This window comes from Sphingobium fluviale, assembly GCF_004122115.1.
Lineage (GTDB): Bacteria > Pseudomonadota > Alphaproteobacteria > Sphingomonadales > Sphingomonadaceae > Sphingobium > Sphingobium fluviale.
In genome coordinates this window covers 76,790-100,589 of record NZ_SBKP01000005.1, presented here as the reverse complement: position 1 = coordinate 100,589, position 23,800 = coordinate 76,790, and the positions used below count along the sequence as shown (strand labels likewise).

Below are 23,800 nucleotides of genomic sequence, written 5' to 3'. Positions count from 1 at the left end.
TCCATCTGGCACGCGCCGTGCTTATAAGAAAGGCACTACCTACCTTGACCCACAGGGGGATGTTAGCAGGCCCAGTCTCCGCCGCGCATCCCCCACCCGGTCTCCTCCAGGATCACAGCTACAATAGTTAGCCGGTTGGCAAACTAATTTGCTTGCGCCCAGAGCGGCAGCGCGATAGTTAGCCATATGGCTAAGCATGATCCCACCCTCTCCCGGCTGTTTCACGCCCTCGCCGATGACACCCGCCGCGGTGCACTCACCCGTCTCGCCAAAGCACCCGCGCCAGTAACGGAGCTGGCCGAACCTACCGGCCTCAAGCTGCCCACGGTCATGCGGCATCTCGCGGTGCTGGAAGAGGCAGGGCTGATCACCAGCTTCAAGGACGGGCGTACCCGCACCTGTGCCCTCGTGCCGGAAGCACTGGAGCCTGTGCGGAGCTGGATCGAAGAGCAGCGCGCCCAATGGGAAGCGCGGCTCGACAGGCTCGATGCGTTTGTGATGCAAATTATGAAGGACGATGAACAATGACCGACCCCAAAAATGAAGCCAGCACTACCCCACCGCTCGACCCCGATGTTGCCGCGCGTACCATGGTGCTGCACCGGGTGATCAACGCGCCGCGTTCAGCCGTATGGGGCGCCTGGATAAACCCGGAAACATTGCCTTCATGGTGGGGGCCGGACGGCTTTTCCTGCCGCACGCAGCGCATCGACCTGCGCACTGGTGGAGAATGGGTGTTCGATATGATCGCCCCCGACGGCACCGTCTTTCCCAACCACCATCTCTACACCGAGGTCCGGCCTGAGGAGCATATTGCCTACACATTACTATGGGGAGAAAACGGACCGGAACATGCCCACGCATCTGTGGTGTTGGAGGAACTGGATGACAGCACGACCAGAGTGACGCTGGCGATGACCTTTACAACCGCCGCCGAATGGCAAGAGGCGAAAGGCTTCGGAGCAGAGGCGCTGGGCCTGCAAACGCTCGGCAAACTAGCGCGGTTCGTCGGAGCGGAGTAAGCGGCCGCAGATCAACCCGCGTTAGAAAGACCGCTATCGGCGAACATTTGTTGCAGCTCTCCCGCCTCGTACATTTCCATCATGATGTCGCTGCCGCCCACGAACTCGCCCTTCACATAAAGCTGGGGGATTGTCGGCCAGTCGGAAAAGCTCTTGATGCCCTGGCGCACTTCCTGATCCTGCAACACGTCAACGCTCTCGAACTCGACATTGAGATGATTGAGAATGGCGACGGCGCGGCTGGAAAATCCGCATTGCGGAAACAAGGGCGTACCCTTCATGAACAGCACGACATCATGGCTGCCCACAATCTGCGCGATGCGGCTATCTACGTCATTCATGATCGGTTCCTCGGTTTGCTGGCGGCTTATATCTTATGAGTTGGGGACGGCGGTGGTCAGTTGCAAGGCATGGAGCACACCGCCCATCCTGCCGCCGAGCGCGTTATAAACAGCCTGATGCTGCTTCACCCGGCTTAGCCCACGGAAGCTCTCCGCCTCCACCCGCGCGGCATAATGATCGCCATCGCCGCGCAGATCGGTGATCTCGATCCTCGCATCGGGGATGCCTGCGCGGATCAGCGCCTCAATCTCGTCGGCGGCCATTGCCATGATACGCGCCTTAAGCCTGCGGTTCGATGAACATGCGCCGCGCGATGACTTCCTGCTCTTCCAAAGCTGTACGCACGGTCGGCTCGTCAATCTCGACACCGGCGCTGGTCAGATCGCCCACCAGCTTGCGGATCACGTCCTCGTCGCCCGCTTCCTCAAAGTCGGCCTGTACCACGGCCTTGGCATAGGCATCGGTCTCGGCGGCCGTCAGGCCCATCTTCGCGCCCGCCCATTCGCCCAGCAGCCGGTTGCGGCGCGCGATGATGCGAAACTGGAGTTCCTCGTCATGCGCGAATTTGGCTTCGAATGCGCGTTCACGGTCGTTGAAATCGGTCATATTGCCTGCCTGCAGTGTGAGTGAATCTAAACCTATAGATAGGAGCGCCCGCCCCCTCAGACAAGCGCCGGAGCCAGCCAGGGCTGATCGTCCGCCCGCGCCTGTTCGAACGCGCCGATGCTGTCGGTCCGCGCCAGTGTGAGGCCGATCTCGTCCAGCCCACCGAGCAGGCAGGTTTTGCGAAACGGATCGACTTCGAAGGTGAAGCGGTCCTGAAACGGCGTGGTGACGGTCTGGCTTTCGAGATCGATATGGATGGGATCGGTCTTCGCCACCTCCATCAGCCGGTCTATCGCGTCTTGCGGCAGCGCGACCGTCAAAATGCCATTCTTGAAGGCATTGCCGGAGAAAATGTCCGAGAAGCTTGGCGCGATCACGACCCTGACGCCCATGTCGATGAGCGCCCAGGCCGCATGTTCGCGGCTCGATCCGCAGCCGAAATTGTCGCCCGCGATCAGGATCGGGCTGCCCTTATAGGTGGGGTCATCGAACACATTGCCCGGCTCGGCCCGCAGCGCCTCGAACGCGCCCTGCCCCAGCCCGGCGCGGGTGATGCCCTTCAGCCACTTGGCGGCGATAATCATGTCTGTGTCGACATTCTTTACACCCAGCGGATAGGCGCGGCCTTCGACGGTGTTGATCGGCTCCATCAGCGCGCCCCCTCGACCTGCGCGGGGGGAACATGCGCGTCTTCCGCCCGGCCGATGGTCGCCGCCATCACCGCGCTGACGAGTGCGCCGAGCGCCAGTACCCAGAACGCGCGCTTCATGCCATCACTCCTGTCAGTTCTCTCACATCGGTCAGATGCCCCGTCACCGCCGCCGCCGCCGCCATTGCGGGGGAAACGAGGTGGGTGCGTGCGCCCGGCCCCTGCCGCCCCATGAAATTGCGGTTGGATGTGGAGGCGCAGCGCTCACCCGCTGGCACCTTGTCCGGGTTCATCGCGAGACACATGGAGCAGCCCGGCTCGCGCCACTCGAACCCAGCCTCGATGAAGATGCGGTCCAGCCCCTCGGCCTCGGCCTGCCGCTTCACCAGCCCGGAGCCGGGCACGATCAGCGCCTGTTTGATACCCGGAGCCACTTTGCGCCCCTTGGCTATTGCGGCTGCGGCGCGCAGATCCTCGATCCGGCTGTTGGTGCAACTGCCGATGAAGACATGCTGCACCGAAACATCCTCCATCCGCTGACCGGCAGTGAGGCCCATATAGTCCAGCGCCTTTTCCGCCGCCGCGCGTTTGGACGGATCGGTAAAACTCTCCGGCGCAGGCACCACGCCGCTGATCGGCACGACATCCTCAGGGCTTGTGCCCCATGTGACGGTCGGCGCGATGTCTGCGGCATCGATGCGCACCGTCTTGTCAAACCGCGCGCCTTCGTCGGTCACAAGACTCTTCCAATACGCAACGGCGGCGTCCCAGTCTGCGCCCTTGGGCGCCATCGGGCGGCCCTTCAAATAGGCAAAGGTCTTGTCATCGGGCGCAAAGAGGCCAGCGCGCGCGCCTCCCTCGATCGACATGTTGGAGACCGTCAACCGCCCTTCGATCGACATCTCCTCGAACACAGTGCCGCGATACTCGATCACATGGCCGGTGCCGCCCGCCGTGCCGATCACACCGATCACATGCAGGATCACGTCCTTGGGCGTGACGCCGGGGCCAAGCTGACCCTCGACGCGAATCTCCATCGTCTTGCTGGGCTTCAGCAACAGCGTCTGCGTCGCCAGCACATGCTCGACCTCGCTGGTGCCGATGCCGAACGCCAAGGCACCCAGCGCGCCGTGCGCCGCCGTGTGGCTGTCTCCGCAGACAAGCGTCGTGCCCGGCAGCGTGAAGCCCTGCTCCGGCCCGACGACATGGACGATGCCCTGCTCCGCATCGGTCGCGCCGATATATTTGACGCCAAACTCCGGCGCGTTCCGCTCCAGCGCCGCAAGCTGCTGCGCGCTTTCCGGGTCCGCAATCGGCAAGCGCTTGCCCGCCGCATCGACCCGCGCTGTGGTGGGCAGGTTATGATCCGGCACGGCGAGCGTCAGATCCGGCCGACGCACCCTGCGGCCCGCCATGCGCAGCCCCTCGAACGCCTGCGGGCTGGTCACTTCATGAACGAGATGCCGGTCGATATAGATGAGGCAGGTGCCGTCCGCCTGCCGCTCGACAATATGGGCGTCCCAGATTTTCTCATACAAGGTGCGTGGCTGTGTCATGCCATGCCCCCTAGCGGCATATAAGCGCTGAATCAATTCAGCCTTTGGGCTTGCCCGCATGTTGTGTGGGCTGGAGTACTCCCTCACGCGCCAGCAGCGCGCGCTTCCGTTCCAGCCCATAGGCATAGCCGCCCAGCCCGCCATCGCTGCGCAATACTCTGTGGCAGGGAACAAGCACGGCAAGCGCATTGTCGCCACAGGCCGTTCCCGTCGCGCGCACCGCTTGCGGGCGGCCTATCGATGCGGCGATTTGGGCATAGCTGCGCGTCTCGCCAGCGGGGATCGCGCGCAACGCCTGCCACACCGCCTGCTGAAACGCGGTGCCGCGCGCGTCTGTGGGCAGGTCGGCCTGCGCACGGGCGGGATCATCGACCATCGCCACCACCGCCTGCACCAGCGCGGCAAAGGAAGCGTCGGGCGGCAGTATCTCGGCGTGGGGGAACCGGGCACGCAGATCCGCCTCCGTCTCATCAAATGCAATGCGGCACAGCCCCTTGTCGGTCGCGGCAACCAGCAGCGGGCCGAGCGAACTTGCCGCCACGCTCGCGCGGATGCGCTCACCCGCGCCGCCATTTCTCCATGCCCTTGGTGTCATGCCCATCCTCCCCTTCGCCTCGGCGTAAAAGCGGCTGGGCGCGGCATAGCCCGCGTCATAGGCCGCATCGGTGATGCGCCCGGCGCCGTCTCCCTCCAGCGCTGCCTCTGCCCGTCTCGCCCGCACCGCCCGCGCATAAGCAGCGGGAGAAACGCCTGTCCTCTGTTTGAAAATACGCTGAAAATGGTGCGCAGCATAGCCGACCGCCTCCGCCAGCGCGGAAAGGGACACTCGCTCCTCAGCGCTTTCCAACAGCGCCAGCGCCCGCTCGACCGCTCGTGTATCCCGCGCCGCTTCGTCGGGCCTGCACCGCAGGCAAGGCCGATATCCTGCCGCCCGCGCGGGCTCGCCACCGGCGAAGAACGCCACATTCTCGCGCCGAGGCCGGCGCGCCGGGCAGCTCGGCTTGCAGTAAATGCCAGTGGAGCGCACGGCAAAGACGAAGTGCCCATCTTGCGCGCGGTCGCGAACGCTAATCGCTAGATAGGCACCTTCCTCATCAATCATCATAACGATCAATTCGCGCTGAATAGCAGCCATGTGCCGCATTGTGAGCGTGGATATAGGCAATGTCCGGGTCCGCCAACAGTGCCCGAATTTTTATGTCCGCCTCCCCCGGCAATGCGAGAGACGCGGCGTGGAGCATACCCTCCCCGGTGAAACCTCTCAGTGCAATCGGCCTGCCGACAAAGACTGGCGGGGTGGTATCGATATAGGGAGACGTATCTGCCGCTGTCTCATTGACATAGATGGCATATGCTGACCGATACGGCGTTGCCACGTCATGACTGACATGATGGAGTAAAATCAGGGTATCTCCCAGCTTCGCGTCCTGAAGGGATATCCGACATGGAAAGCCAGGCCCCGTTGCACGCACCCTTTTCGCGTTTATCTGGGCCAAGGCATCATCGGTCATCACAAACAGATCGACAAAATCCGCTTTGGATAATCCTGAAACTTTATACGCCATTCACGCCTCCTACTCGTTGTGCGCATAGGGGTTAGACCCATATATCTGGATGATGCTTCCCGTTTCTTGCGTTCAAAGCAGGAATCGCTTTCCCTCGTTCGCGCGCCGTCATACATATCCTGCCAATGAAACGCCTGCTTCGCCGCCTCCTGATCATTATCAGCCTCCTTGCTTTCCCTGCGGCACCCATCAGCGCAGAGCAGCAGGATGTCGCCGTCGCGGTGCGGTCGGTGGTGCGCGTGGTCATCATCGCTACCAACGGCGATCAGGCCTATTTCGTCGGCCACGGCAGCGGCGTCGCCGTCGCACCGGACAAGGTGCTGACCAACGCGCATGTGGTGGAAATCCTGCGCAGCGAAAAAAACCTTACAGTCGGCGTCGTCCCCACCGAGGGCAAGCGCGGCTATGGCGGCAAGCTGATAGCTTATTCTACCGGCAATGACCTCGCGTTGATCGAAGTGAAAGACGCGCGCCTGCCGGTCGCCACGTTCTTTGCCGGCGGCGTGATGGATGGCCAGCATGTCACCGCCGTCGGCTATCCGGCGACGGTAGACAGGGCGCAGGGGCTTGACCTCAATGAGATGGTCCAGCCGCTCGAACCGGTAAAGACCGGCGGCGCAGTCTCGACCGGGCGCTCCAGCCAGGCGTTCGATACGATCCTCCACACAGCGCCGATTGCGGCCGGCAACAGCGGCGGGCCGCTGGTCGATGATTGCGGGCGGGTGCTGGGCCTGAACAGCATGGGCTCGGTCGCGGAAAGCGCGGCGGACGCTGAATTCGGCTTTGCCGTATCGAATCGCGAAATCGCCTCGTTCCTCCGTCAGGCGGGCGTGCAGTTCCGCCGCACCCCCGTCCCCTGCCGCAGCATGGCGGAGCTGGAAGTGCTGGAAGCGAAGATGCAGGCCGACGCCTTGCTCAAGCAGCAACAGCAGGAACAGCAGGCGGCAATGGCGGAGCAGAAGGCGCTCTCCGCCGCGCGCGAGCAGGCCTCTCAGGATATCGTCTCGGCGCGCGAGAACATGATGGCGCTTTCGGGCGTGTTGCTGGTGCTAGGCGGCCTCGCCTTTGGCGGTGCGATGATGTTCAACGCAGAGCACAAGCCTCGCCAGCGCAAATGGGCGATGATCGGCGGCGGAGTGCTGATCGTGGCGGCGGTGGCGGTGTTCCTGCTCCGCCCGTCCTTCTCCGGCATAGCAGACAAGGTGGCCGACGCCCTGCCCGCCGAGAACGCCACCTTCCCAGTCACCGTGCCGGCCTATGACGCAAACGGAGAGAATATCTGCCGCATCGACGAAGCGCGCAGCCGCATCATCTTTTCCGATACGCAGGACTCCAGCATCGCTTGGACGCCGGAGGGCTGCGCCGATGGTGCGCGCCAGTTCGTGCAGGCCGACAAGAGCTGGAACCGCCTCTCGCTCCACGACGACCAGAGCATCTCCGTTGCCAGTTTCGATCCGGCTGACGGATCATATAAGGTAGAACGCTTTCTGCCCAACGCCACAACGATGGAGCAGGCACGCAAGATCGAGGCTAAGCTGGCGGCGAAGGGATGCACGGCGGATCCAGCCACCCTGAGCCGGATACAACAGGCGCACGGCCAGATCCGCGCTCTCCTGCCCGCCCAGCCCAACGAGCGGCTGGTCTATCAGTGCACACGCAAGCCATCAGACGGCCCGTCTGAAACCTCACCGCAAAACTAATCTCCTCCACCATCTTGCAACAGCGAAAGACCCCTGCTAACCGGCGCCCACGTTTGAGGGGCTGGCGCTATGCGCTTTTCCCTGTTCCCGAACGCGGCATATCGAACTGGAGGACATCAGGCGCGTGGAGAATTCCGGCGGCATTCAGGCTAGCTTAAGCGGGCGTTACGCGCTGGCGCTGTTCGAACTGGCCCGTGACAATAACCAGCTCGATTCGGTTGCGGAGAGCCTTGCAACGCTGAAAAAGGCGCTGGGCGAATCGGCTGAACTGCGCTCCCTCACCATCAGCCCGGTCATCGGCCGCGAGGCAGCCACCAAGGCCGTTGCCGCCGTGGGCGAAGCGATGGGCCTTGATCCGCTGACCCGCAAATTCCTCGGCGTGATGGCGCAGGGCCGCCGCCTCTCCCAGCTCGGCGCCGCGATCCGCGCGTTTGAAACGTTGCTCTCCAACCACAAGGGCGAGAGTCGCGCCGAAGTCACCTCCGCCCATCCGCTCGCCAAGACCCAGGTCACGGCGCTGGAAAAGGCGCTGAAGGCCCGCGTCGGCCGCGATGTCGCGGTTGACCTGAAGGTCGATCCCTCGGTCCTCGGTGGGCTGGTCGTCAAGATCGGCAGCCAGATGATCGATTCCTCCATCCGCACTCGTTTGAATAGTCTCGCCCAGGCGATGAAAGGCTGAACATGGACATTAACGCCGCAGAAATTTCCAAGGTCATCAAGGACCAGATCGCCAATTTCGGCACCGAAGCACAGGTGAGCGAAGTCGGCTCCGTGCTCAGCGTCGGTGACGGTATTGCCCGCATCCATGGTCTGGACAATGTGCAGGCGGGCGAGATGGTCCAGTTCGCCAACGGCGTGCAGGGCATGGCGCTCAACCTTGAAGCGGACAATGTCGGCGTCGTGATCTTCGGCTCTGACGCCGAAATCAAGGAAGGCGATGTCGTCAAGCGCACCGGCACCATCGTGGACGTGCCCGTCGGCAAGGGCTTGCTCGGCCGCGTGGTCGATGGCCTCGGCAACCCGATTGACGGCAAAGGCCCGATCGTCGCCGAGGCGCGCATGCGCGTGGAAAAGAAGGCGCCGGGCATCATCCCCCGCCAGTCCGTTTCAGAGCCGGTGCAGACCGGCCTCAAGGCGATTGACGCGCTCGTGCCCGTCGGTCGCGGCCAGCGCGAGCTGATCATCGGCGACCGTCAGACTGGCAAGACCGCCGTCGCCATCGACACCTTCATCAACCAGAAGGGCGTCAACGCGGGCGATGATGAGAGCAAGAAGCTCTACTGCATCTATGTCGCCGTCGGCCAGAAGCGCTCGACCGTGGCGCAGATCGTCCGCCAGCTCGAAGAGAATGGCGCGATGGAATATTCCATCGTCATCGCCGCGACCGCTTCGGAGCCCGCCCCGCTTCAGTATCTCGCGCCCTATACCGGCGTGACGATGGGCGAATATTTCCGCGACAACGGCATGCACGCCGTGATCGTGTATGACGACCTTTCCAAGCAGGCGGTCGCCTATCGCCAGATGTCGCTGCTGCTGCGTCGTCCTCCGGGCCGCGAAGCCTATCCGGGCGACGTGTTCTATTTGCACAGCCGCCTGCTGGAGCGCGCGGCGAAGATGAGCGACGCAAACGGTGGCGGCTCGCTCACCGCGCTGCCGATCATCGAGACGCAGGCGGGCGACGTGTCGGCCTATATCCCGACCAACGTGATCTCGATCACCGACGGCCAGATCTTCCTCGAAACCAACCTCTTCTATCAGGGCATCCGTCCGGCGATCAACGTCGGCCTCTCGGTGTCGCGCGTCGGCTCCGCCGCGCAGACCAAGGCGATGAAGAAGGTGTCCGGGTCCATCAAGCTGGAGCTGGCGCAGTATCGCGAAATGGCCGCGTTCGCCCAGTTCGGTTCGGACCTTGACGCCTCCACGCAAAAGCTGCTCAATCGCGGTGCGCGCCTCACTGAGCTGCTGAAGCAGCCCCAGTTCTCGCCGCTGCCGTTTGAGGAGCAGACCGCGTCGATCTTCGCGGGCACCAACGGCTATCTCGATGGCATCGCGGTGGGTGACGTGACGCGCTATGAGGCCGCGATGCTCGCCTATCTGCGCAGCGATCATGCCGACGTGCTCAAGAGCATCCGCGACAGCAAGGATCTGGGCGACGAGCCGAAGGCGAAGCTGAAGGCCGCGCTCGACAGCTTTGGCAAGACGTTTGCTTAACATCATCTTGTGCTCCTGCGCAGGCAGGAGCCCAGGGCCACTGGGTTCCTGCTTTCGCAGGAACACAAAAAGGGACTTGAATGGCTAGTCTGAAGGAACTCAAGGGCCGGATCGGGTCGGTCAAATCGACCCAGAAGATCACCAAGGCCAAGCAGATGGTCGCTGCGGCCAAGCTGCGCAAGGCGCAGGCCGCCGCCGAGGCCGCGCGCCCCTATGCAGAGCGCCTCGGCGCGGTGATGGCGAGCCTCGCGGGCAAGGTTTCGGGCGATGGCGCGCCCAAGCTGCTCGCCGGAACCGGATCGGACCAGCGCCACCTGCTCGTCGTCGTCAATACCGACAAAGGTCTGTGCGGCGGCTTGAACTCCAACATCGTCAAGGCAGCCAAGCTCAAGGCGGCAGAGCTGATCGGCGCGGGCAAAGACGTTCAGTTCTACCTCGTCGGCAAAAAGGGCCGCGCGCCGCTGCGCCGGGAGCACCCCAGCCGCGTCGGTGAAGGCTTTGATACCAGCGCCGTGCGTACCCCCGGTTTCACCGAAGCGGGCGAAATCGCGGCGGAACTGGTTGCGATGTATGAGGCGGGCAAGTTTGATGTCGCCCACCTGATCTTCCCGATCTTCAAGTCCGCCCTCGCGCAAGACCCGACCGTCACCCAGCTCATCCCCGTCCCCGCCCCTGCCGCTGCGTCGGCCAATGGCGCGGTGGTGGAATATGAGCCGGGCGAGGAGGAAATCCTTGAGCAGCTCCTGCCCCGCTATGTGAAGACGCAGCTTTTCGGCGCGCTTCTGGAGCGCGAGGCATCCGAGCAAGGCGCGTCAATGACCGCGATGGACAACGCCACGCGCAACGCGGGCGACCTCATCAACCGCCTCACCATCGAATATAACCGCAGCCGTCAGGCTGCAATCACCACCGAACTCGTCGAAATCATCTCTGGCGCAGAAGCGCTTTAAGAACAGCAGGCAAGGAAGCAGCAGACATGGCCCGTAAGCCCACCTCCGCCAAGACAAGCACCAACAATGTTGGCCGCATCAGCCAGGTCATCGGCGCCGTCGTCGACGTGACCTTCCCCGATGCGCTCCCCGCGATTTTGAACGCGCTGGAGACCAGCAACAACGGCCAGAAACTCGTCCTTGAGGTCGCCCAGCACCTCGGCGAGAACACCGTCCGCACCATCGCGATGGACTCGACCGACGGCTTGACGCGCGGTCAGGAAGTGACCGACACCGGCGCGCAGATCTCCGTTCCCGTCGGCCCCGAAACTCTCGGCCGCATCCTCAACGTCATCGGCGAACCGATCGACGAGCGTGGCCCGGTCGTCACCAAGGCGCGCGCGCCGATCCATGCAGAGGCGCCGCTGTTCGTTGATCAGTCGACCGAAACCTCCATTCTCGTCACCGGCATCAAGGTGATCGATCTGCTCGCCCCATATGCGAAGGGAGGCAAGATCGGCCTGTTCGGCGGCGCGGGCGTCGGAAAGACCGTGCTCATTCAGGAGCTGATCAACAACATCGCCAAGGGCCACGGCGGCACCTCGGTGTTCGCGGGCGTGGGCGAGCGCACCCGCGAGGGTAACGACCTCTATCACGAATTCCTCGACGCGGGCGTTATCGCCAAGGACGCTGACGGCAACGCCACCAGCGAAGGCTCCAAGGTTGCCCTCGTGTTCGGCCAGATGAACGAGCCGCCGGGCGCCCGCGCACGCGTTGCGCTCTCCGGCCTCACCATGGCCGAATATTTCCGCGATCAGGAAGGGCAGGACGTGCTCTTCTTCGTCGACAACATCTTCCGCTTCACCCAGGCGGGCTCGGAAGTGTCGGCGCTGCTGGGCCGTATTCCTTCCGCGGTGGGCTATCAGCCGACGCTCGCGACCGACATGGGCGCGCTGCAGGAGCGTATCACCTCCACCACCAAGGGTTCGATCACCTCGGTGCAGGCGATCTACGTGCCTGCGGACGACCTTACCGACCCGGCGCCAGCCGCATCCTTCGCGCACTTGGACGCCACCACGGTGCTTAACCGCGCGATCTCGGAGCTGGGCATCTATCCGGCGGTCGATCCGCTCGACTCCACCTCGCGCGTGCTGACCGCCGCTGTTGTGGGTCAGGAGCACTACGAGACCGCGCGCCGCGTTCAGGAAACGCTTCAGAAGTACAAGTCGCTGCAGGATATCATCGCCATTCTCGGCATGGACGAGCTGTCGGAAGAGGACAAGCTCACCGTCGCCCGCGCCCGCAAGATCCAGCGCTTCCTCAGCCAGCCGTTCCACGTCGCAGAGGTCTTCACCGGCATCCCCGGCAAGTTCGTGCAGATCGAGGACACCGTGAAGAGCTTCAAGGCAGTCGTCGATGGCGAATATGACCACCTGCCCGAAGCCGCGTTCTACATGGTTGGCGGCATCGACGAAGCCATCGAAAAGGGCAAGAAGCTGGCTGCTGAGGCGGCGTAAGCGATGAGGCTGTTCGCCTCTCTAACGTTTGTGATTTGGAGCTGGTGTACGTCTTTGGCTCAAGCAGAGACAGGACAGCTTCAAACAGCGATGTCGGACGGCGTCCATGCCTGCCAGAAATGGATTCTCGACCCGAAATCTTGGGCAGAAGACAATCAGTCATTTGCCTATAAAATTGGTCTCGGTGATAAACTTATAGCAATTGGCGGACTACCTATCGGTGTTCTCCCGACTGAGTTGATGTCCCAAGCAACCAATTTTTGGCGGCTGAACGGCGGTAACGGGAATGGGATATTCGTCGTTGCCTCTAATATTAATCCTGTTTGCAATGTTGCCGGGGGCGGACCATCCGATCTTCAACCTGCTGCTGAATCGATTGTGTCCGACTTCAAACAAGGCAAAGAATGGAAAGAGGTGGACGTCAAGTCTGAGGCAGATATGACGTCCAGCAATTTCGTTAATAAAGCTGATAATAATGCTGAAATGGTCATCTCGCGAGCGACAAAAGCTGGTGGTCGAACTGATAGGGTCCAATTTCTAACAACTGTGTTTTATAAGATTAGGAAATAACATGGCACTGCATTTCGAACTCGTAACCCCTGAAAAGCTTGTCCGCTCGGCGGATGTATATCAGGTTGTCGTGCCCGGCGCGGAAGGCGACTTCGGCGTGCTGGAAGGCCATGCGCCCTTCATGTCCACCGTGCGCGATGGCGATATCCTCGTGTTCGAGAGCGCCACCAGCGCGCCCGAAGCGATCCCCGTCGTCGGCGGCTTTGCCGAGGTCAATGAAAACGGCCTCACCGTGCTGGCGGAGAAAGCGGGCTGAGTGCCTGCATGGCCCCGGTCTACCGCCGCTAACGACAATTAAGCACTTTCTGCGCTAAGCGGACGGCATGAACAGACGCCCGCTCAATATCCAGATCCCCACAAGCTGGCTCATCGGCCTGCTGACCGGCTATCTGGGGCTTATCCAGCTCCTGCTCTGGCGCTTTCTCGATATCATGCCGCTCTGGGCCTATGCGGCGGCGGGCGCGGTGATCCTTTTGCTCTGCATCATGCTCTCCCGCCAGGCAGCGCACGCCCAATGGCCGCGCGGCCCAAGCCTCAAGACTCTGCTGACATGCCTCGGCATTGCGCTGGCGCTGCTCATCCTCGGCGGCGAGGGGCGGCTGCTTTATGCCAATGTCGACTGGCAGGTGCGAGACGCCGTGTTGCGCGATATGGCGATAAACCCGTGGCCGTTTGTCTACACCGCGCGCGATCTGCCCGATGTCCTGCGCGGGCCGATCGGCATGTATTTCGTGCCTGCGCTCGCGTGGAAGGCATTGGGGCCAACAGCGGCAGACATCGCGCTGCTGATCCAGAACGCCAGCCTTCTTGGCATCATCATGGCGCTTGCTGCCCCGTTGTTCCCGCATCGTCGCGCGCGGCGCATTACCCTTGCGGTCTTCCTTACATTCAGCGGGCTGGACATCGTCGGCCAGCTGCTTGCGCACCGCATGCTGGCAGAGCATCTGGAGTTCTGGACCAACCTGCTCCAATATTCCTCCACCATCACGCTGATCTTCTGGGTGCCGCATCATGCGCTGATCGGGTGGATGGGCGCGGTGCTGTTCCTGCTCCACCGCGCGGGCCGGATTTCGCTGGGTCAGTTCCTCGTGCCGCTGCCCTTCGCGGCGCTCTGGTCCCCGCTGGCGCTGATGGGTCTCGCGCCATTCGCGCTGATGGCGGGGCTTAGCGCGCTGCGGCCATGGGCCATCCGCTGGACCGACGCCGCCTTCCCCGCGCTCGCCAGCCTTATCGCGATCCCGGCGCTGCTGTATCTCGGCTCGGCCAATCATGAGGTGGGCGCGCGTCTGTTCCCGATAGATCCGATCATGTGGCTGCTGTTTCAGCTCATCGAGGTGCTGCCCTATCTGGTGCCGGTGGTGGCGATAGCGTTCGCGGATCGGCGGGACCGCGTTCTTGTAGCAATGGTAGCCGCCTGCCTGTTGCTGATGCCGCTGGTGCAGATCGGTTGGTCGGTCGATTTCGCGATGCGCGCCTCGATCCCGCCGCTTACGCTGCTGATGCTGATGGTCGCGCGTGTCCTGATCGACACCAGCGAAGGCCGGCGCGAGGCCCGCAAATGGCTGATAGCGATGCTGCTGATCGGCAGCGCCACCGGCACCTTCGAAATCGCCCGCGCGTTTCGCTATCCCGCCGCTCCATGGGGGCAATGCAGCTTTTTCAAGGCATGGGAAGCGAATTTCGGGGATTATCCCAAGGGCACCTACCTCGCTCCGCTGGCCGAAATGCCCAGTCTCATCCGCCCCAGCGCCCCCTATCCCGTCCCGGCGCAGGAGCCGGCGCGTTGCTGGCCGAACGACTGGCGCCGCCCCTCCGGCCTGTAAAGCCTGCTAAATCCCGGAAATTAGCATTTTGGCAAAGTTTCACGGCTATCGTGCTTGCGTAGGACTTTGGGCGAAACAGGCAGATAATGAGCGCATTCGGACGAAAAAACGGCCCAGGAGCCATGCGGCCCGCCTTTGGCGTGGCAAAGCCCATGCATGTGGTCACGCCGCAATCCGCCGGTGGCGGGGAGAGCCCGGCGATCCCGGCTGACCCTATGGGCGGCGCACAGTTCCCGCCGCTGGACCCCACCGCCCTGCCCGCGCTCGATGGCGAGGAACTCTCGCCCCAGCAAGCCAAAAACGCCGAGGCGATGGCTCGCCTTCAGGATCGCATGAACACCGATCACAGCGTTCAGGAAGGCCCGCAGGGGTTCGAGGCGTCTGTCCACAAGATCAAGGAGCAGGTGCTGCCCCGCCTGCTGGAGCGCGTGGACCCGGAAGCCGCCGCCACCCTCACCAAGGATGAACTGGCCGAGGAATTCCGCCCGATCATCATGGAAGTTCTGGCCGAGCTGAAGCTCACGCTCAACCGGCGCGAGCAGTTCGCGCTGGAGAAGGTGCTGGTCGACGAGTTGCTCGGCCTCGGCCCGTTGGAAGAGCTGATTCAAGACCCGGATATTTCGGATATCATGGTCAACGGCCCGCTCCAGACCTACATCGAAAAGAAGGGCAAGCTTCAGATCGCGCCGATCCAGTTTCGCGATGAGGAGCATCTGTTCCAGATCGCGCAACGCATCGTCAACAAGGTTGGCCGCCGCGTTGACCAGACGACACCGCTGGCGGACGCCCGCCTGCCCGATGGCTCGCGCGTCAACGTGATCGTGCCGCCATTGAGCTTGCGCGGCACCGCCATCTCTATCCGTAAATTCTCCGCCAAGCCGATCACGCTCGATAATCTCGCCGAATGGGGCGCGATGAGCCAGAAGATGTGCACCGCCCTCAAGATCGCGGGCGCCTGCCGCTTCAACATCGTCATTTCCGGCGGCACCGGTTCGGGTAAGACGACGATGCTCAACGCCCTCTCAAAGATGATCGACCCCGGCGAGCGTGTGTTGACGATCGAGGACGCGGCCGAACTCCGCCTGCAACAGCCGCACTGGCTCCCGCTTGAAACTCGCCCCGCAAACCTTGAGGGGCAAGGCGCCATCACCATCGGCGATCTCGTCAAGAACGCGCTGCGTATGCGGCCGGATCGCATCATCCTCGGCGAAATTCGCGGCGCGGAGTGTTTCGATCTCCTCGCCGCCATGAACACCGGCCATGATGGCTCCATGTGTACGCTTCACTCCAACTCACCCCGCGAGTGCCTGGGCCGTATGGAGAACATGATCCTGATGGGCGACATCAAGATCCCCAAGGAAGCGATCTCAAAGCAGATCGCCGACTCGGTCGACCTCATCGTGCAGGTGAAGCGCCTGCGCGATGGCTCCCGCCGCGTCACCAACGTCACCGAAGTCATCGGAATGGAGGGCGAGGTGATCGTGACGCAGGAGCTGTTCAAGTTCGAATATATTTCCGAGGATGCCAACGGCAAAATCATCGGCGAATATCGCTCCATGGGCCTGCGCCCCTATACGCTGGAAAAGGCGCGCGGCTTTGGCTTCGATCAGGCGATGCTCGACGCCTGCCTCTAATCGGCTGCCAACGGCTCATCCCGTAATCTCACGACAGTGCATTGCGCTGGCCGCGGAGGGCATATAGTCTCTGGCAACACCCCCAACTGCCGGAGAGTAATTCATGCCGCGCCTTTCAAGATGCCTTGCTTTTGCGGCCATGCTCCCGCTCGCATTTTCGGGCGCGCCCGTTTCGGCGCAACATCACGCCGCGCACGCGGACCCTGCCATCGCCGCTGCCGTCGCATCCCCTGCCCGCACGCCGGAGAACCTCGCGCGCGACCAATATCGCCATCCGGCTAAGACGCTCAGCTTCTTCGGCGTGAAGCCCACCGACACCGTGCTGGAATTCAACCCCGGCGGCGGCTGGTATACCGAAATTCTCGCGCCGCTTGTTGCCGGCCATGGCCACTATATCGGCGCGCAGGCGCCCGGCGCGGGGCTGGACAAGCTCAAAGCCCGGTTCACCGGCGCGCATATCCGCTTTGTCGACTGGCCGGTGGGTGAGGCGATAGCGGCGGGCAGCGTCGATACCATCCTCACCTTCCGCAATGTCCATAACCTTGTGATGAAGGATGCCGCACCGGCGGCGTTCGCCACCTTCTTCAAGCTGCTCAAGCCGGGCGGCACTCTGGGCGTGGTAGATCACCGCCTGCCTGAGTCTCGCGACGCCGCGATGGAAAAGACCAGCGGCTATCTGAAGATCTCGACCGTGCGCAAGCTGGCAGAGGAGGCGGGCTTCGTGCTGGAGGCTCAGTCAGAGATCAACGCCAACCCCAAGGACAGCGCCGATTGGGAAAAGGGCGTGTGGACCCTGCCGCCCACGCTGACGAACGGCGCGGCCGACCGCGACAAGTATCTCGCCATAGGGGAAAGCGACCGCATGACGCTGCGCTTCCGCAAGCCGAAGGGCTGACCAAAGCCGCGCCTCGCTGTAGTGGCGCTAAGGCCATTGCACTGACGCCCGATCACGTTAATGCAGGCCTATGCCTCCATCCGCCATGCCGCATCGCGAAACGCGCCCGATTTATGCCGTGACGCTGCGACTGCTGGCTATGCTGGCCGGCGCGATCATGTTCGCATCTGTGAAGTGGCTGAGCGAACATGGCGTCCACATTGTTGAAACGCTGTTTTTCAGGCAACTCTTTGGCATCCCCATCGCGCTGGCAGGAGTCATGCTGGGACCGGGACTGGGTGCGCTCAAAACGCGAAATTTCAGCGGTCATGTTAGCCGCGCCACGCTCGGTTCGCTGGGCATGGTGCTGAATTTTGGTGGATACATATTGTTGCCGCTGGCTGAGGCGACGACCATCGGCTTTACGATGCCAATCTTCGCAACCTTGCTCTCCGTCCTGTTCCTCGGAGAGAGGCCGGGGGTGCATCGATGGGCGGCGGTGATTATCGGCTTCATGGGCGTAGTGGTGATCGTCGGTCCGGGGCATCATACAGGGGTAACTTCACTGGGCATCGCAGTGGCGGCAAGCGCGGCCATCGTCACGGCCTGCGTATCGCTTTTGCTGCGGCAGTTGAGCCACACCGAGGAATCGTCCGTCATCGTCTTCTATTTCACTTTGCTGCCCTTGCCGTTCCTGGGCTTGGCGATGCTATGGTTCGGCCAGGCGCACGACACCGCAACATGGGGCATGCTCCTGGTGCTGGGGCTAGTCGGCGGACTTGCGCAGCTTTTGATGACCAGTTCGTTGCGCTGGGGCCCGGTATCGCTGGTGTTGCCGATGGATTATTCCGCCCTGCTGTGGTCTACCCTGCTTGGCTGGCTGATCTGGCAGGCCTGGCCCGGCCCATCAACATGGGTAGGCGCGGCGATCATCGCGGGCAGCAGCCTTTACATCCTGTGGCGGGAACGGGTGAACCACCGGCAATCGATCGACCGGGAAATCTCGGTCCCGTAAGCCCGGCGATCAGAACCAGCGGCGCACCCGCAGCTTGTAATCGCGATAAGCCTCGCCGAACTTGGCTTCGAGATACCGCTCCTCTCGCGCGATGACCTGTGTCTGGATGACGATGATCACGACCGGCAGAAACAACCACGCCCCCACGCTCTCGAAGGCAAATGCCAGTCCGGCATAAAGCAGCGCCATGCCCAGATACATGGGGTTGCGCGTAAAGCGATACACGCCGCTGTCCACCAGCGCGGTTGCGGTCTTCCACGGCTTTACATCAGTCCCCGCCCGCCTGAACAGCCCGCTCGCCGCCAGCAGCAGCCCCGCGCCGGGCACGATGAGCGCAATGACAAGAACGCCGCGCGTCAAAGGAGGGAGGCTTAATAGCTGACCGATCAGCCTGTCCGCCGCCAGCCCGATCAGCAGGAAGCCCAAATACACAAACGGCGGCGGAAATGTGACATGCGCGCTGTCGTCGTCGGCTTTCATCGGTTTGCTCCCCACCTGTCAGGCGGGGCGCAGCTTATTCCGCAGCCGCCGGTTCGGCAAGCCCGCCGACTTCTTCCCACACCAGCTTCGGTTTACGCGCGGCGAGCGTCTCGTCCAGCCGCCTGCGCGGCGCGAACCATGGCGCGCCTTTGAGCGCCTCGTCGCCCGCCTTCGCCCGCTCCGCCACAGACCGCAGCGCCATGATGAACTGGTCAAGCGCCGCCTTGCTCTCGGTCTCGGTCGGCTCGATCAGCATCGCGCCATGCACCACCAGCGGGAAATACATCGTCATCGGGTGATAGCCCTCGTCGATCAGCCCCTTGGCGACATCGAGCGTCGAAAAGCCCTCGGCCAGCCCTTTGTCAGAGAACAACGCCTCGTGCATGCATGGGCCAGTGCCGCCGAACGGCGCATCGAGCACATCCTCAAGACTGCGCAGGATATAGTTGGCATTGAGCACCGCATCCTCCGCCACCTGCCGCAGGCCATCCGCGCCGTGGGAGAGGATATAGGCGAGCGCGCGGGTGAACATGCCCATCTGGCCGTGGAACGCGACCATGCGGCCGAAATTCTGGCCATGATCCGCGCCTGCCGTTTCCTCCTCGACGAGGTGGAATACGCCATCAGCATCTTTCTCGACAATCGGCAACGGCGCAAACGGCGCCAGCGCCTCGCTCAGCACCACCGGCCCGCTGCCCGGCCCGCCCCCGCCATGCGGTGTTGAGAAGGTCTTGTGCAGGTTGATGTGCATCGCATCTATACCAAGGTCGCCGGGGCGCACCCTGCCAACGATCGCGTTGAAATTCGCGCCATCGCAATAAACCAGTGCGCCCGCCGCATGCACCGCGTCTGCGATGCGCTTCATGTCGCGCTCGAACAGGCCGCAGGTGTTAGGGTTGGTGATCATCACCGCCGCGACATCAGGGCCGAGGCGCGCCTCCAATGCCGCCAGATCGACCCGCCCCTCTAGCGTCGCCGGAATATCCTCCACCGCATAGCCGCAGAAGGCCGCCGTCGCCGGATTGGTGCCATGCGCGCTTTCCGGCACAAGGATGACGGAGCGCGCATCGCCCCGCGCCTCCAGCGCCGCGCGGATGGCAAGCAGCCCGCACAGCTCGCCATGCGCGCCCGCCTTGGGGCTCATCGCCACCGCCGCCATGCCGGTGAGGGTCTTGAGCCACTCGCCCAGTTCATGAACCACCGCCAGCGCGCCCTGCACCGCCGATTGCGGGGCCAAAGGATGCAGATCGGCAAAGCCAGGCATCCGCGCCACCTTTTCATTGAGGCGCGGATTGTGCTTCATCGTGCAACTGCCCAGCGGGAACAGGCCCAGGTCAATCGCATAGTTCTGGCGCGAGAGGCGGGTATAATGCCGCACCGTCTCCTGCTCCGAAAGGCCCGGAAGGCCGATCGGCGTCGCGCGCTCCATACCACCGAGGCGGTTCGGCGCGGCGGGTGCCTCAGCCAGATCGACCCCGGTGCGTTCCATGCCGCCGATCTCGAAGATCAGCGGCTCCTCCAGCATCAATGCCCGGTTGCCGGTTGCGGTCGGCGAGGCAAGCACTGCGCCCGATACGGCTATTTCGGGCTTCCATCCGCTCTGGTTTATGGTCATGCCAGCACCTCCTTCAAACCCGCGCATAAGGCATCGACATCCTCGTCCGTCGTCGTCTCCGTCACCGCGACGACGAGGCCATTGGCAAGCGCCTGCTCACCGGGGAACAGCCTTCCGAGCGACACGCCCGCCAATATCCCCCGGTCCGCCAGCGTGCGTACCGCTTCGCGCGCATCGCCGGGAAGGATCACCGTGAACTCATTGAAAAAGCTGTCGTTCAAAACCCTCACGCCCGGCACCGCGGCCAGCTTGTCTGCCGCCCGCACCGCCAGCGCATGATTGAGGGCAGCCAGCTCGCGCAGCCCCTTCTCTCCCAGCAAGGTCATGTGGATGCTGAACGCCAGCGCACAAAGCCCTGAATTCGTGCAGATATTCGATGTCGCCTTTTCGCGCCTTATATGCTGCTCGCGCGTGGAGAGAGTCAGCACGAAACCGCGCTTGCCCTCCGCATCCACCGTCTCGCCGCACAGGCGGCCCGGCATCTGGCGCACATATTTCTGCTTGCAACCAAAGAGGCCGAGATACGGCCCACCGAACTGCAGGCCAACGCCCAGCGACTGCCCCTCGCCCACCACGATGTCTGCGCCCATCTCGCCGGGCGAGCGTATGGCGCCCAGCGCCACCGGCTCCGTCACCACCACGACTAGCAGCGCGCCCTGCGCCCGCGCCGCCGCCCCGATCTCTTCCAAATCGGGCAGGCGGCCCAAAATGTCGGGATATTGCACCACGACGCAGCTCGTCTCTCCGTCGATCCTCGCGATCAGGCCGGCATTGTCGGGCTTGGGCTGAATCGAGGGCAGCGAGTCCGCGATGGTATAGTCCGTCACCTTGGACATGGTCTTCACGACCTGCGCATAATGGGGATGCAGCGCGCCTGAAAGCGCGGCCTTCTTGCGCTTGGTGATGCGCGCCGCCATCGCCACCGCCTCCCAGCACGCGGTCGAGCCGTCATACATGCTGGCATTCGCGACATCGCAGCCGAGCAGGCGCGCAACCTGAGTCTGAAACTCGAACAGCATCTGGAGCGTGCCCTGCGCGATCTCCGGCTGATAGGGCGTGTAGGCGGTAAGGAACTCGCCGCGCTGGATCAGATGATCGACCGAGGCGGGGATATGATGCCGATAAGCCCCCGCGCCGAGAAAGAACGGGCCATCCCCCGCCGCCATATTCTGCCTAGCTAAAGCAGCCATATGCCGCTCCACCGCCAGCTCGCTCGCATGATCGGGCAGGCCCGCGATCTTGGCAGAGAGTTGCGCTTCGGCAGGCACATCAACGAACAGATCGTCGATGCTTGCCGCGCCTATCGTGTCCAGCATAGCCCGCCGGTCTGTGTCTGTCAGGGGAAGATAACGCATAAGTTACGGTTTCCTCATTGAAAATCTCAGGCGCACATAGTCCGCGCGCCACACGCCGTCTTCGTCCCGCATCGCGGCAGGCAGGCGCGCGGCGGCGGCATCGAACAGTGCCTCACGCTCCGCTTCGGGCACGCCGACGACATCGCAATAACCGTTGCGAAAGGTGCGGAACCAGCCTTGCGGTCCGGCGGGCAGCGGCGTCGGCCGGTCGATCAGCTGCGCATCGATGTCTACGAAACCGGCCGCGCCATAAATCGCGCCGAATTCTTCGGGCGAAGGATACCATTGCTGGTCCCCGGCTGGCAGCGTAAAGCCGCGCGCCTCCAACTCGGCATTGAGCGCGGCGCGCATCGCGCGGACATTGCCCGCGCCACCCATTTCACCCACGAAACGCCCCCCGGATTTGAGCGCGCGAAACACGCCAGCCGCCACCGCCGCGCCATCGAGCATCCAGTGCAACGCCGCGTTGGAAAAAACGGCATCGAACGCATTGACGAAGCTCAATTTTTCGCCGTCAGCCACCGCCGCATCCAGCCCACGCTCGCGCGCCGCTGTCACCATATCCGCCGAGGCATCCACCGCTGTAACGATCGCGCCCGCGTCCACCAGCGCCTGCGTCAGCGTGCCGTCGCCGCAGCCCAGATCGAGGATATGCTCGCCCGGCCTGGCATCGAGCAGTGCCACCACAGGCAGACCAAGCGCGGGCACAAACGCACCATTGCGGCCATAATCGGCGGCGTTCCACTGGCTCGACTGGTTGGGCGCGTTCATTTCTAGACGCTCAGCTCACAGCCCGTCGACATATTTGGCGTAGGCGGCCTCATCCATGAGGGACTCCAGCTCGCTGGCATCGGTGAGGCGCAGCTTGAAGAACCAGCCGTCCTCCTCCGCGTCGGAGTTGACCAGCGCGGGTTCGCCCTCCAGCGCGGCATTGGCCTCGATCACCTCACCGGAAACGGGCGCATAGACATCGGACGCCGCCTTGACGGATTCGACCACTGCTGCGTCGTCGCCCTTGTCGAACGTCGCGCCCTCTGCTGGCAGCTCGACAAAAACGATATCGCCCAGTTGCTCCTGCGCATAATCGGTGATGCCAACCGTGGCGATCTCGCCCTCGACATCGACCCACTCATGATCTTCGGTGAAATAACGGCTCATAGGTGAGGCTCCTTTCTGTCAGGACGGTTGGCGATGATAGTGATGCGGCACGAACGGCATGGGCGCGACCCGCGCTGCGAGGCGCTTGCCCCGCACTTCGATCTCCAAGGCAGTGCCAGTCGCCGCATAAGCAGCATCGACCCAGCCCATCGCGATCGGCACGCCGAGGCTTGGCGAATGGCCACCGGATGTGACGGTGCCGACCTTTGTGCTTCCGGCATAAATCTCCGCCCCTTCGCGCGCGGGCAGCTTGCCCTCGATGCCGAGGCCGACGCGCTTCACCGGCGCGCCTTGGGCCAGCTCGCGCGCCACGCGCGCATGGCCGATATAGCCGCCCGCCTCGCGGCGCTTCTTCAGGATCGCAAAGCCCAGATCCGCGCCGATCACGCTGATCTCTGGCGAAAGATCATGCCCATAGAGCGGCAGGCCAGCTTCCAAGCGCAGAGAGTCCCGCGCGCCAAGGCCTATAGGCTTCACCTCTGCCTGAGCGCACAGCGCATCGGCAAAGGCTTCCGCCGCTTCCGCCGGCAGGCTGATCTCGAACCCATCCTCGCCGGTATAGCCGGAGCGGCTGACCCACAGATCATGTCCCTGCCACGCAAAGCCGGCGCACTGCATGAAGAACAAGCCTTCCACGCTCGGCACGAGCCGCGAAAGCGCCACCACCGCCTCAGGTCCCTGAAGCGCCAGCAGCGCATGCTCATCCATCAGGTTCATCGTAACGTCATCGGGCAGATGCTCGATCAGCCAGCCGATGTCATCATATTTGGTCGCGCCGTTCACCACCATATAGATGTCATCAGGGCGGCGGGAGACCATCAGGTCATCCAATATGCCGCCTTCCTCATCCAGCAGCAGCGAATAGCGCTGACGCCCCAGGGCGAGGCTAGCGATGCTGGCGGGGATAATCGCCTCCAGTGCCGCATCCAGCCCCTCCCCGGTGAAGCTCAGCTGCCCCATATGGCTGACATCGAACAGCCCGGCATGTGTGCGCGTCCACAGATGCTCGGCCATGATGCCTTCATACTGGATCGGCATCATATAGCCCGCGAACTCGACCATCCGCGCGCCGCGTGCACGGTGCCAGCCGTCGAGCACCAGCTCCTGCGGCGGTAGTTCTTCCTCGATTTCCGTATCCGGCTCGGCACTCATATTCTGGTTCCCTGACTCGTGTGCAGC

The 23,800-nt window shown here is 63.1% G+C and carries 26 protein-coding genes; 13 read left to right on the top strand and 13 right to left on the bottom strand.

Features of this window, described 5'->3' with window-relative positions:
- The first annotated feature begins 186 nt into the window (after window positions 1–186).
- Together EQG66_RS07045 and EQG66_RS07040 are read left to right on the top strand one after the other, a co-directional pair.
- Window positions 187–528, top strand: coding sequence for an ArsR/SmtB family transcription factor (locus EQG66_RS07045; protein ID WP_129403885.1), 342 nt, complete (start codon window positions 187–189; stop codon window positions 526–528).
- A complete protein-coding gene (locus EQG66_RS07040) occupies window positions 525–1,022 on the top strand; it encodes an SRPBCC domain-containing protein (protein ID WP_129403884.1) in 498 nt (165 codons plus the stop codon). The genes EQG66_RS07045 and EQG66_RS07040 overlap by 4 nt, the downstream gene beginning before the upstream one ends.
- 11 nt (window positions 1,023–1,033) lie before the next feature.
- Here the strand turns inward: EQG66_RS07040 and grxD are convergent, their stop codons facing one another.
- The 7 genes from grxD to EQG66_RS07005 all read right to left on the bottom strand — a co-directional run bounded on the left by grxD (window position 1,034) and on the right by EQG66_RS07005 (window position 5,740).
- Window positions 1,034–1,363, bottom strand: a complete 330-nt coding sequence (gene grxD / locus EQG66_RS07035) for a Grx4 family monothiol glutaredoxin (protein ID WP_129403883.1) — start codon at window positions 1,361–1,363, stop codon at window positions 1,034–1,036.
- A gap of 33 nt (window positions 1,364–1,396) precedes the next feature.
- Window positions 1,397–1,633, bottom strand: a complete 237-nt coding sequence (locus tag EQG66_RS07030) for a BolA/IbaG family iron-sulfur metabolism protein (protein ID WP_129403882.1) — start codon at window positions 1,631–1,633, stop codon at window positions 1,397–1,399.
- 10 nt (window positions 1,634–1,643) lie between these two features.
- On the bottom strand, window positions 1,644–1,970 hold the full coding sequence (locus EQG66_RS07025) for a DUF1476 domain-containing protein (RefSeq protein ID WP_129403881.1): 327 nt from the start codon (window positions 1,968–1,970) through the stop codon (window positions 1,644–1,646).
- A 56-nt stretch (window positions 1,971–2,026) separates the two neighbouring features.
- The gene (leuD, locus tag EQG66_RS07020) at window positions 2,027–2,620 is read right to left on the bottom strand and encodes a 3-isopropylmalate dehydratase small subunit (protein ID WP_129403880.1); all 594 of its coding nucleotides are present in this window, start codon (window positions 2,618–2,620) and stop codon (window positions 2,027–2,029) included.
- 115 nt (window positions 2,621–2,735) lie between these two features.
- On the bottom strand, window positions 2,736–4,175 hold the full coding sequence (leuC, locus tag EQG66_RS07015) for a 3-isopropylmalate dehydratase large subunit (RefSeq protein ID WP_129403879.1): 1,440 nt from the start codon (window positions 4,173–4,175) through the stop codon (window positions 2,736–2,738).
- Window positions 4,176–4,212: 37 nt separating this feature from the next.
- A complete protein-coding gene (gene ada / locus EQG66_RS07010; RefSeq protein ID WP_425470229.1) occupies window positions 4,213–5,310 on the bottom strand; it encodes a bifunctional DNA-binding transcriptional regulator/O6-methylguanine-DNA methyltransferase Ada in 1,098 nt (365 codons plus the stop codon).
- Window positions 5,270–5,740: a DUF1203 domain-containing protein gene (locus EQG66_RS07005; RefSeq protein ID WP_129403878.1), complete on the bottom strand. Its 471-nt coding sequence runs from the start codon at window positions 5,738–5,740 to the stop codon at window positions 5,270–5,272. Before EQG66_RS07005 ends, ada begins: the two co-directional genes overlap by 41 nt.
- A gap of 125 nt (window positions 5,741–5,865) precedes the next feature.
- Here EQG66_RS07005 and EQG66_RS07000 point away from each other — a divergent pair, with 125 nt between their 5' ends.
- The 11 genes from EQG66_RS07000 to EQG66_RS06950 all read left to right on the top strand — a co-directional run bounded on the left by EQG66_RS07000 (window position 5,866) and on the right by EQG66_RS06950 (window position 18,013).
- A complete protein-coding gene (locus tag EQG66_RS07000; protein WP_129403877.1) occupies window positions 5,866–7,440 on the top strand; it encodes a S1C family serine protease in 1,575 nt (524 codons plus the stop codon).
- A gap of 124 nt (window positions 7,441–7,564) precedes the next feature.
- Window positions 7,565–8,119, top strand: a complete 555-nt coding sequence (locus EQG66_RS06995) for a F0F1 ATP synthase subunit delta (RefSeq protein WP_129403876.1) — start codon at window positions 7,565–7,567, stop codon at window positions 8,117–8,119.
- Between the two features lie 2 nt (window positions 8,120–8,121).
- On the top strand, window positions 8,122–9,651 hold the full coding sequence (gene atpA / locus EQG66_RS06990) for a F0F1 ATP synthase subunit alpha (protein WP_129403875.1): 1,530 nt from the start codon (window positions 8,122–8,124) through the stop codon (window positions 9,649–9,651).
- A gap of 80 nt (window positions 9,652–9,731) precedes the next feature.
- Window positions 9,732–10,601, top strand: coding sequence for a F0F1 ATP synthase subunit gamma (locus tag EQG66_RS06985; RefSeq protein WP_129403874.1), 870 nt, complete (start codon window positions 9,732–9,734; stop codon window positions 10,599–10,601).
- Between the two features lie 26 nt (window positions 10,602–10,627).
- A complete protein-coding gene (atpD, locus tag EQG66_RS06980; protein ID WP_129403873.1) occupies window positions 10,628–12,097 on the top strand; it encodes a F0F1 ATP synthase subunit beta in 1,470 nt (489 codons plus the stop codon).
- 3 nt (window positions 12,098–12,100) lie between these two features.
- A complete protein-coding gene (locus EQG66_RS06975) occupies window positions 12,101–12,667 on the top strand; it encodes a hypothetical protein (protein ID WP_129403872.1) in 567 nt (188 codons plus the stop codon).
- A gap of 1 nt (window position 12,668) precedes the next feature.
- Window positions 12,669–12,923, top strand: a complete 255-nt coding sequence (locus EQG66_RS06970) for an ATP synthase F1 subunit epsilon (protein ID WP_129403871.1) — start codon at window positions 12,669–12,671, stop codon at window positions 12,921–12,923.
- Between the two features lie 67 nt (window positions 12,924–12,990).
- Window positions 12,991–14,490, top strand: coding sequence for a hypothetical protein (locus tag EQG66_RS06965; protein ID WP_129403870.1), 1,500 nt, complete (start codon window positions 12,991–12,993; stop codon window positions 14,488–14,490).
- A gap of 86 nt (window positions 14,491–14,576) precedes the next feature.
- On the top strand, window positions 14,577–16,124 hold the full coding sequence (locus EQG66_RS06960) for a TadA family conjugal transfer-associated ATPase (RefSeq protein ID WP_129403869.1): 1,548 nt from the start codon (window positions 14,577–14,579) through the stop codon (window positions 16,122–16,124).
- A gap of 103 nt (window positions 16,125–16,227) precedes the next feature.
- Window positions 16,228–17,019: a class I SAM-dependent methyltransferase gene (locus EQG66_RS06955; RefSeq protein WP_425470228.1), complete on the top strand. Its 792-nt coding sequence runs from the start codon at window positions 16,228–16,230 to the stop codon at window positions 17,017–17,019.
- Between the two features lie 70 nt (window positions 17,020–17,089).
- Window positions 17,090–18,013: a DMT family transporter gene (locus EQG66_RS06950; protein WP_129403867.1), complete on the top strand. Its 924-nt coding sequence runs from the start codon at window positions 17,090–17,092 to the stop codon at window positions 18,011–18,013.
- A gap of 9 nt (window positions 18,014–18,022) precedes the next feature.
- Here the strand turns inward: EQG66_RS06950 and EQG66_RS06945 are convergent, their stop codons facing one another.
- Genes EQG66_RS06945 through gcvT form a run of 6 tightly spaced genes read right to left on the bottom strand, consistent with a single transcriptional unit; the run spans window position 18,023 to window position 23,773 of the window.
- Window positions 18,023–18,493, bottom strand: coding sequence for a methyltransferase family protein (locus EQG66_RS06945; protein ID WP_129403866.1), 471 nt, complete (start codon window positions 18,491–18,493; stop codon window positions 18,023–18,025).
- 34 nt (window positions 18,494–18,527) lie between these two features.
- Window positions 18,528–20,108 (bottom strand): aminomethyl-transferring glycine dehydrogenase subunit GcvPB, encoded by a 1,581-nt coding sequence (gene gcvPB / locus EQG66_RS06940; protein WP_129403865.1) that lies wholly within the window; start codon window positions 20,106–20,108, stop codon window positions 18,528–18,530.
- Entirely contained in the window at window positions 20,105–21,463 is a 1,359-nt protein-coding gene (gcvPA, locus tag EQG66_RS06935) for an aminomethyl-transferring glycine dehydrogenase subunit GcvPA (protein ID WP_129403864.1), read from the bottom strand. The genes gcvPB and gcvPA overlap by 4 nt, the downstream gene beginning before the upstream one ends.
- A 3-nt stretch (window positions 21,464–21,466) precedes the next feature.
- Window positions 21,467–22,234, bottom strand: coding sequence for a class I SAM-dependent methyltransferase (locus EQG66_RS06930; protein WP_129403863.1), 768 nt, complete (start codon window positions 22,232–22,234; stop codon window positions 21,467–21,469).
- 15 nt (window positions 22,235–22,249) lie between these two features.
- Window positions 22,250–22,621: a glycine cleavage system protein GcvH gene (gene gcvH / locus EQG66_RS06925; protein ID WP_129403862.1), complete on the bottom strand. Its 372-nt coding sequence runs from the start codon at window positions 22,619–22,621 to the stop codon at window positions 22,250–22,252.
- Window positions 22,622–22,639: 18 nt separating this feature from the next.
- Window positions 22,640–23,773 (bottom strand): glycine cleavage system aminomethyltransferase GcvT, encoded by a 1,134-nt coding sequence (gene gcvT / locus EQG66_RS06920; RefSeq protein ID WP_129403861.1) that lies wholly within the window; start codon window positions 23,771–23,773, stop codon window positions 22,640–22,642.
- Window positions 23,774–23,800: the final 27 nt, after the last annotated feature.